Annotated in this window: 14 protein-coding genes; 6 read left to right on the top strand and 8 right to left on the bottom strand. The window is 72.1% G+C overall.

The window, feature by feature from the left end:
• The first annotated feature begins 40 nt into the window (after positions 1–40).
• The 3 genes from ACIHFD_RS28390 (at position 41) to ACIHFD_RS28380 (ending at position 3,571) form a co-directional block, all read left to right on the top strand.
• Positions 41–601 carry an ATP-binding cassette domain-containing protein gene (locus ACIHFD_RS28390; RefSeq protein WP_397369437.1) on the top strand — a complete coding sequence of 187 codons (561 nt, stop codon included), beginning with the start codon at positions 41–43 and terminating at the stop codon, positions 599–601.
• On the top strand, positions 598–2,913 hold the full coding sequence (locus ACIHFD_RS28385) for a YhgE/Pip family protein (RefSeq protein ID WP_397369436.1): 2,316 nt from the start codon (positions 598–600) through the stop codon (positions 2,911–2,913). Before ACIHFD_RS28390 ends, ACIHFD_RS28385 begins: the two co-directional genes overlap by 4 nt.
• 67 nt (positions 2,914–2,980) lie before the next feature.
• Entirely contained in the window at positions 2,981–3,571 is a 591-nt protein-coding gene (locus ACIHFD_RS28380; RefSeq protein ID WP_397369435.1) for a TetR/AcrR family transcriptional regulator, read from the top strand.
• Between the two features lie 179 nt (positions 3,572–3,750).
• Here ACIHFD_RS28380 and ACIHFD_RS28375 read toward each other — a convergent pair whose 3' ends face one another.
• The 8 genes from ACIHFD_RS28375 to ACIHFD_RS28340 all read right to left on the bottom strand — a co-directional run bounded on the left by ACIHFD_RS28375 (position 3,751) and on the right by ACIHFD_RS28340 (position 10,207).
• Positions 3,751–4,299 carry a cysteine hydrolase gene (locus tag ACIHFD_RS28375; protein ID WP_397369434.1) on the bottom strand — a complete coding sequence of 183 codons (549 nt, stop codon included), beginning with the start codon at positions 4,297–4,299 and terminating at the stop codon, positions 3,751–3,753.
• Between the two features lie 119 nt (positions 4,300–4,418).
• Positions 4,419–5,318 carry a DUF4097 family beta strand repeat-containing protein gene (locus tag ACIHFD_RS28370; protein ID WP_397369433.1) on the bottom strand — a complete coding sequence of 300 codons (900 nt, stop codon included), beginning with the start codon at positions 5,316–5,318 and terminating at the stop codon, positions 4,419–4,421.
• Between the two features lie 33 nt (positions 5,319–5,351).
• Positions 5,352–5,873 carry a histidine kinase gene (locus ACIHFD_RS28365; RefSeq protein WP_355192665.1) on the bottom strand — a complete coding sequence of 174 codons (522 nt, stop codon included), beginning with the start codon at positions 5,871–5,873 and terminating at the stop codon, positions 5,352–5,354.
• A 46-nt stretch (positions 5,874–5,919) separates the two neighbouring features.
• On the bottom strand, positions 5,920–7,416 hold the full coding sequence (locus ACIHFD_RS28360) for a long-chain fatty acid--CoA ligase (RefSeq protein WP_397369432.1): 1,497 nt from the start codon (positions 7,414–7,416) through the stop codon (positions 5,920–5,922).
• Positions 7,417–7,430: 14 nt separating this feature from the next.
• Entirely contained in the window at positions 7,431–7,886 is a 456-nt protein-coding gene (locus tag ACIHFD_RS28355) for a MaoC family dehydratase (protein WP_397369431.1), read from the bottom strand.
• Positions 7,883–8,755, bottom strand: a complete 873-nt coding sequence (locus tag ACIHFD_RS28350) for an amidohydrolase family protein (RefSeq protein ID WP_397369430.1) — start codon at positions 8,753–8,755, stop codon at positions 7,883–7,885. The genes ACIHFD_RS28355 and ACIHFD_RS28350 overlap by 4 nt, the downstream gene beginning before the upstream one ends.
• The gene (locus ACIHFD_RS28345; RefSeq protein ID WP_397369429.1) at positions 8,752–9,663 is read right to left on the bottom strand and encodes an SDR family oxidoreductase; all 912 of its coding nucleotides are present in this window, start codon (positions 9,661–9,663) and stop codon (positions 8,752–8,754) included. Before ACIHFD_RS28345 ends, ACIHFD_RS28350 begins: the two co-directional genes overlap by 4 nt.
• Positions 9,664–10,015: 352 nt before the next feature.
• On the bottom strand, positions 10,016–10,207 hold the full coding sequence (locus ACIHFD_RS28340) for a hypothetical protein (RefSeq protein ID WP_397369428.1): 192 nt from the start codon (positions 10,205–10,207) through the stop codon (positions 10,016–10,018).
• A gap of 315 nt (positions 10,208–10,522) precedes the next feature.
• Here ACIHFD_RS28340 and ACIHFD_RS28335 point away from each other — a divergent pair, with 315 nt between their 5' ends.
• The 3 genes from ACIHFD_RS28335 (at position 10,523) to ACIHFD_RS28325 (ending at position 13,085) form a co-directional block, all read left to right on the top strand.
• Positions 10,523–10,981 carry a MarR family winged helix-turn-helix transcriptional regulator gene (locus ACIHFD_RS28335; RefSeq protein WP_397369427.1) on the top strand — a complete coding sequence of 153 codons (459 nt, stop codon included), beginning with the start codon at positions 10,523–10,525 and terminating at the stop codon, positions 10,979–10,981.
• Positions 10,982–11,091: 110 nt separating this feature from the next.
• Positions 11,092–12,534, top strand: coding sequence for an alpha/beta hydrolase family protein (locus ACIHFD_RS28330; RefSeq protein WP_397369426.1), 1,443 nt, complete (start codon positions 11,092–11,094; stop codon positions 12,532–12,534).
• Entirely contained in the window at positions 12,531–13,085 is a 555-nt protein-coding gene (locus ACIHFD_RS28325) for a hypothetical protein (protein WP_397369425.1), read from the top strand. Before ACIHFD_RS28330 ends, ACIHFD_RS28325 begins: the two co-directional genes overlap by 4 nt.
• The last annotated feature ends 9 nt before the right edge of the window (positions 13,086–13,094 follow it).

The following is a 13,094-nucleotide window of genomic DNA, read 5'->3' as shown; positions in this document are numbered from 1 at the left end:
CCTATCTTTGTACTGACTGGTCAGTACAAACAATGGAGTCATGGTGATCGTTGCGGAAGGGTTGGCGGTCGAGGGGGTGTACCCGGAGGTCTCGCTGAAGGCCGGGGCCGGCACGCTCACGGTGGTCGCGGGTTCGGCGGGGAGCGGGCGGACGAGCCTCCTGCTGACGCTGGCCGGGCGGATGAAGCCCACCGAAGGCGCACTGAACGTCGCCGGGCACGCCGGGCGCCGCGCCATCCGCAAAGCTGTGGCGTTGGCGCTGATCGACGGGGTGACGGATCTGGACCGGTCGCTGACGGTCGGGGAGCACTTGCGGGAGCGGCGGCGCCGGCCGTACCAGGAGATTCTTGAGCGGGTCGGGCTGGCGGGCCAGGAGCGAACGCTGGTGCGGGAGCTGGATCGCGAGCAACGCGTGCGGCTGGGCCTCGCGCTGGCGCTGCTGGACGAGCCCGAGGTGATCGTCGCTGACAACGTGGACGCGGGCCTGCCGGCCGACCGGCAGCAGGCGCTGTGGAACCTGCTGCGGAGCCTCGACCGCACGGTGGTGGCCTCGTGCGTGACGCCGCCCGTCCGCTTCGACCAGCTGGTGGAGCTGTCATGAAGGGCATGTTGCGGTCGCGGCTGACGAGAGCGGCGCTGGCGGCGGTGGTGGTGCTGCCGCTCCTGTACGCGGGCCTGTACCTGTGGTCGTTCTGGGACCCGCAGGGCAATCTGGACCGCGTGCCGGTCGCGCTGGTCGTCGAGGACCGGCCTGCCGAAGCCGCGGGCAAGACCCTGCACGCGGGCCGCGACCTGGCCGGCGAGCTGCGGAAGCGCGACGTCTTCGGCTGGCACGAGACCACCGCGAGGCAGGCGGCCGACGGGGTCGCGGACGGTACGTTCTACCTGTCGCTGACCGTGCCCGCCGACTTCAGCGCCAAGCTGGCCTCACCCGCCGACGACGACGCCGCACCGAGCCCGGCGCGGCTCGGGCTGCGCGTGGACACGGGCCGCAGCTACATCATGGGCAGCATCTCGGACGCGGTGTTCAACGAGGTGCGGGCGGCGGCCGAGCGCACGGCGATCCACGACTACTTTGACAACGTCTTCGTCTCGATCGGCGACATCCACGACAAGACGGCGGAGGCCGCCGAGGGCGCGGACAAGCTGCACGACGGCGTCGTGCGGCTCGGTGACGGCGTCTCCCGGCTCAGCGACGGCCTGGGCACGGCCGAGAACGGCGCCCGGCAGCTCTCCGCCGGCCTGAGCACCGCCAACACCGCCACGGGCAGGCTGCGTGACGGCTCGTCCCAGGTCACGCAGGGCCTCACGCAGGCGCAGCAGGCCATCGGGCAACTGCGGGACGGCCTGAACCAGCTCCACGAGAAAGGCACCACTCCGCTCAGTTCCGGAGCGAAGGAGGCATACCAGCAGGTTCACGCTCAGACTCGCACGGTCAACCAGCTCGCCGACACGTACGTCCCCGTGCTGGACGAATGGGGCCCCAAGATCTCCAGGGCCGCCGAGGCGGTCGCCGACGCCGCCGACAAGGTCGCCGACGGCGGGTCGTCAACGGGCGTGGCACAGTCGAGCGCGGCGAACACCCGCGCGGGAAGCGCGGCCGACAGCGCCAGGGAGGCGAGCTCGCAGGCGCAGGCCGCGCTCGACCGCCTCGGCGCGGACGCCGACCCCGAGGTACGCAGCCTGCTGCGGAACGCGGCCGCCGCCGCGCGCCGGGCCGCCACTCAGGCGGACCAGGCCCAGGACGCCGCCCGGACGAGCGTCGGCAGCGGCGCGGGAACCCGGATCGACGGCGTCGCGGACCTGAGGAACCAGGCGCGGGAGCTGGCCGCGCAGGCTCGCAAGATCGCGGCCGTGGCACCTCGGCTCGGGTCCAAGCTGGACCAGGCCAGGAGCCGGCTCAATGCCCTGGACACGGGCCTGGGCAAGCTGGCCGATGGCGCCGCGAAGGTGAACTCCGGTCTGGGCACGGCCGCGACCGGCGCGAACCGGCTCTACCAGGGTGCGACCAAGCTGACCGACGGTTCGCGCCAGGTCACGAACGGCATCGGACGCCTGGGCGGCGGGCTGGTCAGGCTGAGCGACGGCGCGAGCGAACTGAGCACCGGCGTGGACCGGCTCCACGACGGCGCGGGCCAGGCGGACAAGGGCGCGACCAAGCTCGCCGCAGGATCGAAGGAGCTGGCAGGCGGGCTCGGCGACGGCGCCGCCCGGATCCCCGACTACGACGGCAAGCAGCGCGACGACCGCGCGGACGTGATGAGCGACCCGGTCCGGCTGGCCAAGACCGTCGACAACGAGGTGCCCAACTACGGCACCGGCTTCGCGCCGTTCTTCCTGCCGCTGGCGCTCTGGGTCGGTGCGATGATCGCGTACATGGTGCTGAAGCCGCTGAACCAGCGGCGGCTGGCGGGCACGACGGGCGCGGTGCGGATCGCGCTGGCGGGCTGGCTGCCGGCGGTGGTGCTCGGGGCGGCGCAGGTGGGCGTGCTGGTGGCGGTTCTGCGGCTCGGGCTCGGGCTGGAGGCCGCGAGCTGGGCCGGGCTCGCCGGGCTGCTGCTGCTCGCGACCGCCGCGTTCATGGCGGTCGTGCAGGCGGTGAACGCGCTGCTCGGTCCGCCCGGACGGGTGGTCGCGCTGGCGCTGCTGATGCTGCAGCTCACCTCGGCGGCCGGTACGTATCCCATCGAGACGTCGCCCGGGTTCTTCCAGACGATCTCGCCGTGGCTGCCGATGAGCTGGGTGGTGTCGGCGCTGCGCAGGCTGATCAGCGGTGGCGATCTCACCGTGGTGTGGCAGGCTTGCGGCGTGCTGTCGGCTTTCCTCGTACTCGGGCTCGCGCTCACCACGCTCGCCGTGGAGCGCGGCCGCATCTGGTCCGTCAAACGCCTGCACCCGGAGCTGGCGCTGTGAGCGAGCGGAGCGAGCGAACCAATGGGCACAGCAGCGTTGCGTTCACAGGCCTGACGAAGGAGGGCCTGTGAACGAGCGTGCCGCCAGGCGCGGGAGCAGGCAGGACACCCGGCAGAAGGTGTTCAGGGCGGCTGTGGAGCTGATCGCAGAGCACGGGTACGCGGCCACCACGGTCGACGCCATCGCCGAGCGGGCCGGGGTGGCCAAGGGCACCGTGTTCTACAACTTCGGCAGCAAGGAGGGACTGTTCGAGGCGCTGCTGGAGCACTCGATCGACATGCTCGCCGAGGCGCTGGCCGGTTCCGACACCGGGGAGAGCGCGCTGGACGCGCTCGACTCGGTGGTGCTCGGCCAGCTCAGGTTCTTCGAGGAGCACGGGGCCTTCGCCCGGGTGCTGCTGGCCGAGATGTGGCGGACGGCGTGGCAGGAGACGGTGGGGCGGCTGCGCCGGAGCGCGCTCGGCGTGTACGCGGACGTGCTGCGCAGGGCCGCCGCGAACGGCGAGGTCCGGGCCGACCTGGACGTGGAGACGGCGGCGACGGCCGTGTTCGGCATGGTGCTGACGGTCGCCATCGAGCGCCGCGCCCTGTATCCGGACCGGCCGCTGGAGCGCACTCACGCGACCCTGGTCGAGCTCCTGCACGGCCGCATCAAGTAGTCCCTACCTGGCGAATACACCTGCGCCGAGTTCGCGGCCCCGGCCTCGCGAGCGCCCCGAGGCGGGGACCGGCCGCTCAGGGATTCGGGCTTCCGGCATGGCCGGTCGCTCAGGGATTCGGGCCTCCGGCACGGTGCTGGTCGCTCAGGGATTCGGCCCTCCGGCGCGGGGCCGGCCGCTCAGAGATTCCGGTCCTCGGGGACTGCCGGCAAGGCCGGGATGTCCGCTACCGAGATGATCTGTCTTCCGCCGATGAAGCTCCCCGCGACGAACACCCCCGCGTCGTGGGCGTGACGCCCGCGGTGGCTGGCGGAGGCGTCTTCGATCAGCCACGGCGTCAGGTTGAGCTCGAACGCCCCGAGCGCGGTCGCCAGCACGCAATTTTCCGTGGCGATCCCGCACAGGTAAATGTCCCGCCACCCCCGTCCGGCGATCAGCGCCGCTCCGCCGGCGTCGGCGAACAGGTTGTACCCCTTCTTGTCGATGACGGCCGTTGCCTGCCGCGCGTGCGCCCGCAGCTCGTCGACGATCTCGATCTGCGGCGGCTCCATGCATTCTGTCCAGCCGAGCAGCCGCTCGTACGGCGAGCCCGGATGGTTGACGTAGCGGGTGAACACCACGTCGTTCCCCGCCGATCGCCACCGGGCGACAAGGTCCGCGATGACGGGGACGATATGGGCAGAAACATCGCGAACGAAGTAGTTCTGCATGTCGATGACCACGAGCACGGACTCGCCGGAACGTACCGTCACGCTCCTAGGTTCGGACGTGATGCCCCGGACGCGCCATCACCCGCGCGGCTCGACGGCAGTGTCGTACTCGCCGCCCTTCATCGGGAGACGCCCCGTCAGGCACGGCGGATCGTGATGTCGCCGTCGTGGCTGCGGGCGCGGATCTCGACCGTCTCGTCGAACCCGTCCGGGCTCTCGCGGGCGTCGAGGGAGTTGAGCAGCCTGCCGTTGGCCGTGCTCACGTCGAGGAACGCCGCCGTGCCCTGCCGGATGCCGACCTCGAGGTCGCCGGTCGTGCTCGTCAGGACGACCGAGCCGCGCGCGACCTCGCCGATCCGCACGCTGCCGTGCACGTTCTTCGCCTCGACGCCGCCGTGGGCGCGCTCGACCTGCATGTCGCCGCTGGTGCCGATCAGCCGCAGGTCGCCCGTCACCTCGCCGATGTAGCACTCCCCGTCGTCGTTCCTGATCGACGCGGGGCCGTCCACCTCCTGGATCCTGATCTCGCCGGAGGCGCTGGAGACCTCGGCCCGGCCGGTGGCGCGCTCGACGCCGATCTCTCCGCTGTCGCTGGTCAGCTGGATCGCGCCGGCCTCGTCGAGCCGGATGTCGCCGTGGTCCGTCTGCAGCCGGCAGTCTCCCAACTGGCCGGTGCAGTGGAACTCGCCCGACGTCGTCGAGCCCTGTACGTGCGAGCCCGACGGCAGCTCGATCGTCACGCGGACCGACTCCCCCCAGTCACCGAACAGGCCGGCCAGGGCTGACAGGCCCCACCCCTGGCGCCGCGGGCCTGCTCCGGCGCCCGCATACCGGGACTGGGCGGGCTCCTGTTGTGCGCTTTTGACGACCAGCTTGCCGGCCGCGTAGCCGATCTGGACCGCGGCCGCCCCTCCCTCGCCGTCGTCAGGCCGGGCGTCGACCACCGTGGTGGCGCGGTCGCTCGCGATGATCCTGACCTCTGCGCCGGGCAGGTCGATGCTGACCGAGATCGGCTCGGGTGTGTCGAATGTCGGCATGAAACCCTCCTCGTGGTTGCGTACGTCCGGGCCTCAGCCGACCCAGCCGGTGTAGCTGCGCCCGCTCGCCGAGCCGCGCCCCGCCGCCCGGCGGCCGCCGGGCTCCAACGTGGCCGCGACGGCACGCACCAGCCAGGTGTTGACCGACAGGCCTTCCCGGCGGGCGGCCTCCTCGACCTGCACCTTCAGGTGCTCAGGGAGCCGGAGGCTGAAGCGGGCCGTGCCGCCTTCCTGGATCTCCACGGGCTGGACGCCCGCGCCGGACGGCCCGCCGTCGTCATCGGGGGCGTCCGGCGCGGACGGGTGCTGCGCCGGGGATCGGGTCAGGACGAAGTCGGGATCGCCGCGGCGCAGGCGGACCTCCACCGAACCCGGCGCCAGCTCGCGCGTGATCTCGTCGGCGGCCGCCGACAGGACCTCCAGCAGGATCAGCCGGACGGATGACTCGAGAGGTGAGACAAGTCGCTCGGCGAGGGCGCGCGCGTCCTCGCCGCCTGCTTCCGCGGCGATCGCGAGGTCCCTGTGTAGCCTGTCGACGTACGGCTTGAGATCCATGGCGCCATTATGGCGCCAAAGTGACGCCAACGCCAGCGTCGCCGCGTCACGTCCGGCCGGGAGCGCTCCCGAGGGTGTCGCGCAGCCGGCTCTTCCGGATCTTGTTCGAGCCGGTGCGGGGCAGGTCGTCCACGATGTCGAGGTGCACGGGGAGCTTGTACTTGGCCAGCCGCTCGGCCAGGAACGCCCGCAGTTCGCCGATGGTCAGACCGCGCCCGGGGACGATGATCACGAATGCCCGGCCGACCTCTCCCCACGTGGCGTCCGGTACGCCGATCACCGCGACCTCGGCGACCGAGGGGTGCTCGTAGACGGCCGCCTCGACCTCGGCCGGGTAGACGTTCTCGCCGCCGGAGATGTACATGTCCTTGACCCGGTCGACGATGTGGAAGTGCCCGTCGGGGTCCACGTACGCGATGTCGCCTGAGTGGAACCACCGGCCCTCGGAGAAGGCCCGCGCGGTGGCGGCGGGGTCGTCCCAGTAGCCGGGGGTCACGTTCGGGCCCTGGATGATCACTTCGCCGGGTTCGCCGGGGGCGGTGTCGGTCAGGTCGGGGCGGACGCAGCGGACATTGGTGAAGAAGACCGGGACCCCGGCGGATCCGGCCTTGCGTTCGCTCTCGCCCGCCTCCAGGAACGTGGCGCCCGGCGCCGTCTCGGTGAGGCCGTAACCTTGGCAGAAGGTCAGGCCGCGTTCCTGATAGGTGTGGATCAGCGCGGGCGGGACCGCCGCGCCGCCCGCCATCAGGCAGCGTACGGACGACAGGTCGGCGTCCGCCCAGCGGGGCGACCGCGCGAGCGCGGCGAACATCGTGGTCACGCCGAACATCCAGGTGACGCGATGCCCGGCGATGAGGTCGAAGCAGGCGTCCACGCTCCAGGACGGCATGATGACCGAACATCCGCCCTTGAGGAACGTGGGCAGCAGGCACTGGTTGAGCGCCGCCACGTGGAACAGCGGCGCGCTGACCAGCGTCACCTCGTCGGCGGCGACGTCCACCCCGACCAGGAGGTTGTAGCAGTTCCAGATCAGGTTTCCGTGGGTCAGCGTGGCGCCCTTGGGGCGGCCCGTGGTGCCGGAGGTGTCCAGGACGCAGGCCGCGTCGTCGAGGCCGACCGGCACGTCGATGGGCGCGGGGTCGCCGGCGGCGAGCCACTCCTCGTAGTCCGCGCCCAGAGCCACCACCGTGCGTACGGCCTGCCCGAAGGCGTGCTCGGGGGCGTGGACGAGCACGGTCGCCCCGCTGTGGGCCAGCAGGTGGTCGATCTCCGGCGCGGCGAGCCGGAAGTTCAGCGGCACGAAGATGCCGCCGAGCATGTGCGTGGCGAACATCGTCTCCACGAACGCCGGGTGGTTCTGCCCCAGGTAGGCCACCCGGTCCCCTTTGCGCACCCCGGCCGCGCGCAACTGCCCGGCCAGCCGGGTGGTGCGGTCGAACACCTCCGCGTACGTCGTCGCGCGGTCGCGGAAGACGAAGGCGGTGCGGTCCGGCGACATCGCGGCCCGCCTGGCCGGCCACCCGCCGAGCCCTGCGTTCAACACCGTCCCGTCGCCTCTCAGGCGTAGTGGCGGTAGACGGCACGGGCGACGCAGGCGGGCTTGCCGACGCCGTCGATCTCGACCGCGAAGTCGCAGAGCATCTGCACGCCGTCGCCGGCCACGTCCTCGACCTCGGCGACCTTCGCGGCCAGGCGGACCTTGGCGCCCACGCGCACCGGGGCGGGGAAGCGGACCTTCTCCAGCCCGTAGTTGATGCTCATTTTAACGCCCTGGATGCCGAGCACCTCGTTGAACAGCGGGATGACCAGGGCCAGGGTGAGATAGCCGTGGGCGATGGTGCCGCCGAAGGGGCCGTCCGCGGCCTGCCGGGTGTCCACGTGGATCCACTGGTGGTCGTTCGTGGCGTCCGCGAAGGTGTTGACCCGCTCCTGGGTGATCTCCAGCCAGGAGCTGTGGCCCAGGTCGCGGCCGGCCAGGGCCTTGATCTCCGCGAGTCCGTCAACTGTGATCATGAGGTCTCCTTGTCGAGGCCGAGCAGGCGGGCGGCGTTGTCCTTGAGGATCTTGGGGCGGACCTCGGGCTTGATGTCGAGCTTGGCGAAGTCGGCCAGCCAGCGGTCCGGGGTGATGACGGGGTAGTCGGAGCCGAAGAGCACCTTGTCCTTGAGCAGGCTGTTGGCGTACCGGACGAGCTGGGGCGGGAAGTACTTCGGCGACCATCCGGACAGGTCGATGTGGACGTACGGCTTGTGCGTGGCGACGGCGAGCGCCTCGTCCTGCCAGGGGAACGACGGGTGCGCCAGGATGACGCGCAGCTCGGGGAAGTCCACGGCCACGTCGTCGACCAGCATCGGATTGGAGTACTTGAGCCGGATGCCGCCCCCGCCGGGCACTCCCGCGCCGATGCCGGTCTGTCCGGTGTGGAAGAGGGCGGGCACGCCGAGCTCCTCGATCACCTCGTACAGGGGGTAGGCCATCGGGTCGTTCGGGGCGAACCCCTGGATGCTGGGGTGGAACTTGAAGCCGCGCACCCCGTGCCGCTCCACCAGGCGGCGGGCCTCCCGCGCCCCCGCCCTGCCCTTGTGCGGGTCGACGCTGGCGAACGGGATCAGCACGTCGGCGTGTTCGGCGCAGCTCTCGGCGATCTCCTCGTTGGCGATGCGCGGGTGGCCGGTGGCGTGCTCGGCGTCCACGGTGAACACCACCGCGGCCATCTTCCGTTCCCGGTAGTAGGCCGCCATCTGGGGGATGGCAGGGCGCTCGTGCGAGCCGAAGTACTGCTCGGACGCGCCGAACAGCACCGGGCTCAGCGAGCCGTGGCCGTCCCTGGAGATCTCGGCGTGGGTGTGGACGTCGATCGCGACCAGCTCGTCGAGGTTCACCGTCCGGCTCCCTTGGGGGCGGGGATGCCGTAGGTCTCGGGTTCGGCGCCGACGCCCGTGTGCCACTGCCCGGCGATGGCCTCGGCGCTCCAGCCGCCGTCGGCGTACGCCACCGCCTTCTCCTTCGGGTGCGCCCACAGGGCCAGCCGGTCCCCGCCGACGCCGATCGCCTGTCCGGTGACGCCCTTGGAGTCGTCCGAGGCCAGGTACGTGATCAGCCCGGTCACGTCCTCAACCGTGCCCAGCCCCTCGTCCCTGCGCAGCCAGCCGGGCAGCGGCTCCCCGGTGCGCTCGGACTCCTCGATGACCGGTGCGAACGCCGGGATGGTCTTGGTCATCTCGGTGGCCGCGACCGGGATCACCGCGTTGACCGTGATGTCGGCCTTGGCCAGCTCCATCGCCCAGGTCCGGGCCATCGCGACGATGCCGGCCTTGGCCGCGGCGTAGTTGGTCTGGCCGAAGTTGCCGCGCTGGCCGGCCGGCGAGCCGACGAGGATCAGCCGCCCGCCCGTCCCCTGCTCGCGCATCCGCACCGCCGCCGCGCGGGCGCACGTGAACGTGCCCCGCAGGTGCACGTTCACGACGTCGTCGAAGTCCTCGTCGGACATCTTCCACAGCACCCGGTCGCGCAGGATGCCAGCGTTCGTGATCAGCACGTCGAGGCGGCCGAGCTCCCGTACGCTCGCCCCGATCAGGTGGTCGGCCGCCGCCGTGCCGCCGACCGCGGCGGCCACGCCGACGGCCCGGCCACCCGCCGCGGTGATCTTCGCCACCGCGGCGTCCACCACCTCCTGATCGACGTCGTTCACCACCACCGCGGCGCCCGCCGCGGCCAGGGCCTCGGCATAGGCCAGGCCGAGGCCGCGCCCGCTGCCGGTGACGATCGCCACTTTGCCGGTCAGATCCATGTGGGACACCTCTCAGAACGTGATCACGGGGTCGATCGCCTTGCCCTGCGCGGCGCGATCGATGTCGTCGAACGGGTAGCGGCCGACCGGCTTCCACACTGGTGGCTGGCTGGCTTCTGCACCGACGGCCGACCGGCTTCCGTACCGGCAGCCGGCCGGCTTCCGTGCCCGCGGTTGGCCGGCTTCCGCACCGGCAGCCGGCCGACACGGACGAGCGGGACCAGGGCGGGAATCGCGGCCCGCGTCTCGGCCGCACCGGGCGTCGGGGAAAGCCGGCCCGCGCCGAGGATTCGGGAGAGCCAGCCGGCGCCCACGACTTGGGGGAGCCGGCCGGCGTCGAGGGTCAGGCCGGTCACGCGCCCGCCCACGGCAGCATGGCGTTCACATCGGGGGCCGGCTCGGTGCCGTACCTCACGCGCCTGCCCCGGCAGCGTGGCGTCGAGGTCGAGGACCGGCTCGGTGCCGACGACGGTGCGCCGACCAGGACGAACGTGCCCCGGGCGGCCGTCACGGTCTCGTCCGCCGCGGGTACGGCGGCGGCCACCCTGACCGGTGGACGGGTCCATCACGGTGGCCCGGCCGCTCTTGGCCGCGTCGACGCCAGTCATATCCGCCACGGCCACGGCCGCCCCTGGCCTTCCTCGGGCTCGGGCTCGCTCATGGTCGCGCTTCTCCCTCACGGATACCGCCCGTGGCAGGGCCGCGGAGTGGCCCCGGCCACACGACGGAAAGGCCGGGTACGCCGCGGACAAGCCGCCTTCAATTGACAGGAAACCTGTCGATGGGCAGTCTTGTTGCCAACAGGTTTCCTGTCAATGGCCTAGCCTGGATCTCCCCGACGACGACTCAGGAGCAGGTGATGACCGCAACGGCGGAACAGCAGGCGGGAACGGCCGCGGACAAGGCACCGCCGTCGCTGCTCTACATGGTCAAACAGGTGGAGCTCGTCGTCCGCGCACGCCTCGACGACCTGGTGCGGCCGGCCGGCATCACGGTGACGCAGTACACCGCGCTCACCGTGCTGGAGCGGCACGACGGGCTGTCGGCCGCGCAGCTGGCCCGCGACTCGTTCGTCACCGCCCAGTCCGTGGCCGACCTGGTGCGCGCCCTGGAGGAACGCGGGCTCATCCGGCGCGAGCGCAACCCGGCCAACCGCCGCGAGCTGCACATCCTCCTCACCGACGCGGGGCGCGAACTCCTGGTCCGCCTCGCCGAGCCCGTACGCGAGCTCGAGGAGCTCATGATCGCCGACCTGTCCGCGCGCCAGGTCGGCCAGCTCCGCCACGCCCTCTCCAAGGCGTGGCGGGCTCTTTTGTGAAGCTCTTCGACGACGGTCACCCGGCGGCGACGGCGTCAACCGTAGGTCTGACCTGAAACCCAGACCTCAGGTGGACGCGGTGGGACACGTCCCTCCTCAACAATGGCCGGGTGACGTTAGGCATGTCCTTCCCGGAGATCGTCGTGGTGCTGGCCGCCGCGCTGCTGGTGCTCGCTCGCCGGCTCCCGTCGTCCCGTGCCCGCAGGCCGGTCACGATGGGCGCGTCGGCGGTTGTGCTGCTTTCCGCGACGGCGCTGGTCCTGGCCGGGGTGCGCTGGCAGTTCGTGCCGGTTCTCGCGGGCGCGGCCATCCTGCTGTCGTTCAGTCTTCCCGTGCTGCTGGGCCGAGCCGCGTGGCGAGCTCCGTGGTGGCTGGCGTTGCCGGGCTGGACGGCGTGCGCCGGCCTCCTCGCCGCGGGTCCAGTGGCGGCGTGGGCGTTTCCGGTGCCCGATTTCCCCGAGCCGTCGGGCCGGTTCCCGGTCGGCACCCTCGTGCTGCAGTGGACCGATCAGGCGCGTCCGGAGCCCGCGACCCCCGACCCGGATGACCGGCGCACGGTGGTCGTCCAGTTCTGGTATCCGGCGCAGGGGAGCGCCACGGGCACCGCGCGGTCTGTGTATCTCGGCCGTACGGAGCGGGAGGCGCGCGTCGTCTCCGGCGCCGCGGCGGACTACCTCGGGGTGCCCGGCTTCCTGCTCCACGGCGCCTCGACCGCCCGCACCCGCTCGGTGCCGGGTGCCGCCGTGGCCGGGACGGGAGGACGGTTCCCCGTGGTGCTGTTCTCGCCGGGGCTCGGGGGAGTGCGCACCCAGAACACCGCGTGGGCGGAGGAGCTGGCCAGTCTCGGCTACGTCGTGGTGGCCCTCGACCACCCGTACGACTCCGCCGCCGTCGTCCTCGCCGACGGCCGGACGATCCGCACCCGGGTCGCCGCGACCGGCGACGAGCGCGAGGACGAGCGGCGGGCGGCCGGCTGGACGGCGGTGCGCGCCGCCGACCTCGGCTTCGTCCTGACCCAGCTGGGCCGCCTCGACCGAGGTGAGATCGCGGGCCCGTTGACCGGTCGCCTCGACACCGCTCGGGCCGCGGTGACCGGCCACTCGATCGGCGGGGCCGCCGCGTTGCTGGCGGCCCGTCAGGACTCTCGGTTCGCGGCGGTCATCGACCTGGACGGCGCTCCCCACGACCCCGAGCCGCGGCCCTTCCGCCAACCGGTGCTCGCACTCACCCACCCGGTGGACCCGGCGGACAACCCGACCTACATTCCCCGCCTCACGCAGGTGCTCGACCTCAGCACCGCCACGAGCTACCGGCTCACCGTCCCGGGGACGGCGCACCTGACCTTCACGGACGCGCCGCTCTACCTTCCGCCCGTGCCCGCACTGGCAGGGTCGCTGGGCCGCACAGCCGGGCTGCGCCTCACAGCCGCCACCAGCGCCGCGTTCCTCGACGCGACCTTACGCGGCAAACCGGGCGATCTCACCGCGCAGCTGTCACCGTACGGCGACCTCACCGTCCACCACGCGGACAGCGAGGTACGATCCGGCGGGTGAACGAGCAGCGCTGGACCGACTACCTCTACGAGCGGCACCCGCCGGTCCAGCTGCACGCGTGGGCACGCGAGCTGGCCTACTTCCGCTTCTGCCGCGCGTACGGCGGGCACGCCAACGATGGCGACCAGCTGCTGGCCGGGCTGCGCATCGAGACGCAGGACGACCTCGTGCGGACGCTGTCCGCGCTCGGCGTGCCCGTGACGTGGCTCGGCCCCAGCGACCCGCGGCCGGTCCCCGGCGTCGCCTACACCGCGGCCGAGTTCGCCCGTTTCCCGGTCGCCATGTCGCGCTTTCCCGGGATCGGGCAGCCGGGGCACGTGGAGATCGCCGGACAACGCGCCCACGTCTGGTCGCACGGGGATCGGCTGGACGTCAGCGTGGCCGACACCGCCGATCCCTACAACGTCACGGAGGCCGCGGTCGCTTCGGCCAAGGCGATCGAGGCGCTGCTGGCTCCGATCGCGGACCAGGTCGTGGACCCGCCGCAGGACGACAGGAACTGCGTATGCCCCCGCTACCACCCGGACCTCTGGCCCGATCGGCAAGGGTGACGCAACGCC

This window comes from Nonomuraea sp. NPDC051941 (assembly GCF_044593615.1).
This window is presented reverse-complemented; position numbering and strand designations above follow the sequence as displayed.

What these genes read in the sequence shown, in the direction of transcription:
- ACIHFD_RS28390 (WP_397369437.1), top strand. Translation starts at nt 41, where the DNA reads ATGGTGATCGTTGCGGAAGGGTTGGCGGTCGAGGGGGTGTACCCGGAG.
- ACIHFD_RS28385 (WP_397369436.1), top strand. Translation starts at nt 598, where the DNA reads ATGAAGGGCATGTTGCGGTCGCGGCTGACGAGAGCGGCGCTGGCGGCG.
- ACIHFD_RS28370 (WP_397369433.1), bottom strand. Translation starts at nt 5,318, where the DNA reads ATGCCGACATTCGACACACCCGAGCCGATCTCGGTCAGCATCGACCTG.
- ACIHFD_RS28365 (WP_355192665.1), bottom strand. Translation starts at nt 5,873, where the DNA reads ATGGATCTCAAGCCGTACGTCGACAGGCTACACAGGGACCTCGCGATC.
- ACIHFD_RS28355 (WP_397369431.1), bottom strand. Translation starts at nt 7,886, where the DNA reads ATGATCACAGTTGACGGACTCGCGGAGATCAAGGCCCTGGCCGGCCGC.
- ACIHFD_RS28345 (WP_397369429.1), bottom strand. Translation starts at nt 9,663, where the DNA reads ATGGATCTGACCGGCAAAGTGGCGATCGTCACCGGCAGCGGGCGCGGC.
- ACIHFD_RS28335 (WP_397369427.1), top strand. Translation starts at nt 10,523, where the DNA reads ATGACCGCAACGGCGGAACAGCAGGCGGGAACGGCCGCGGACAAGGCA.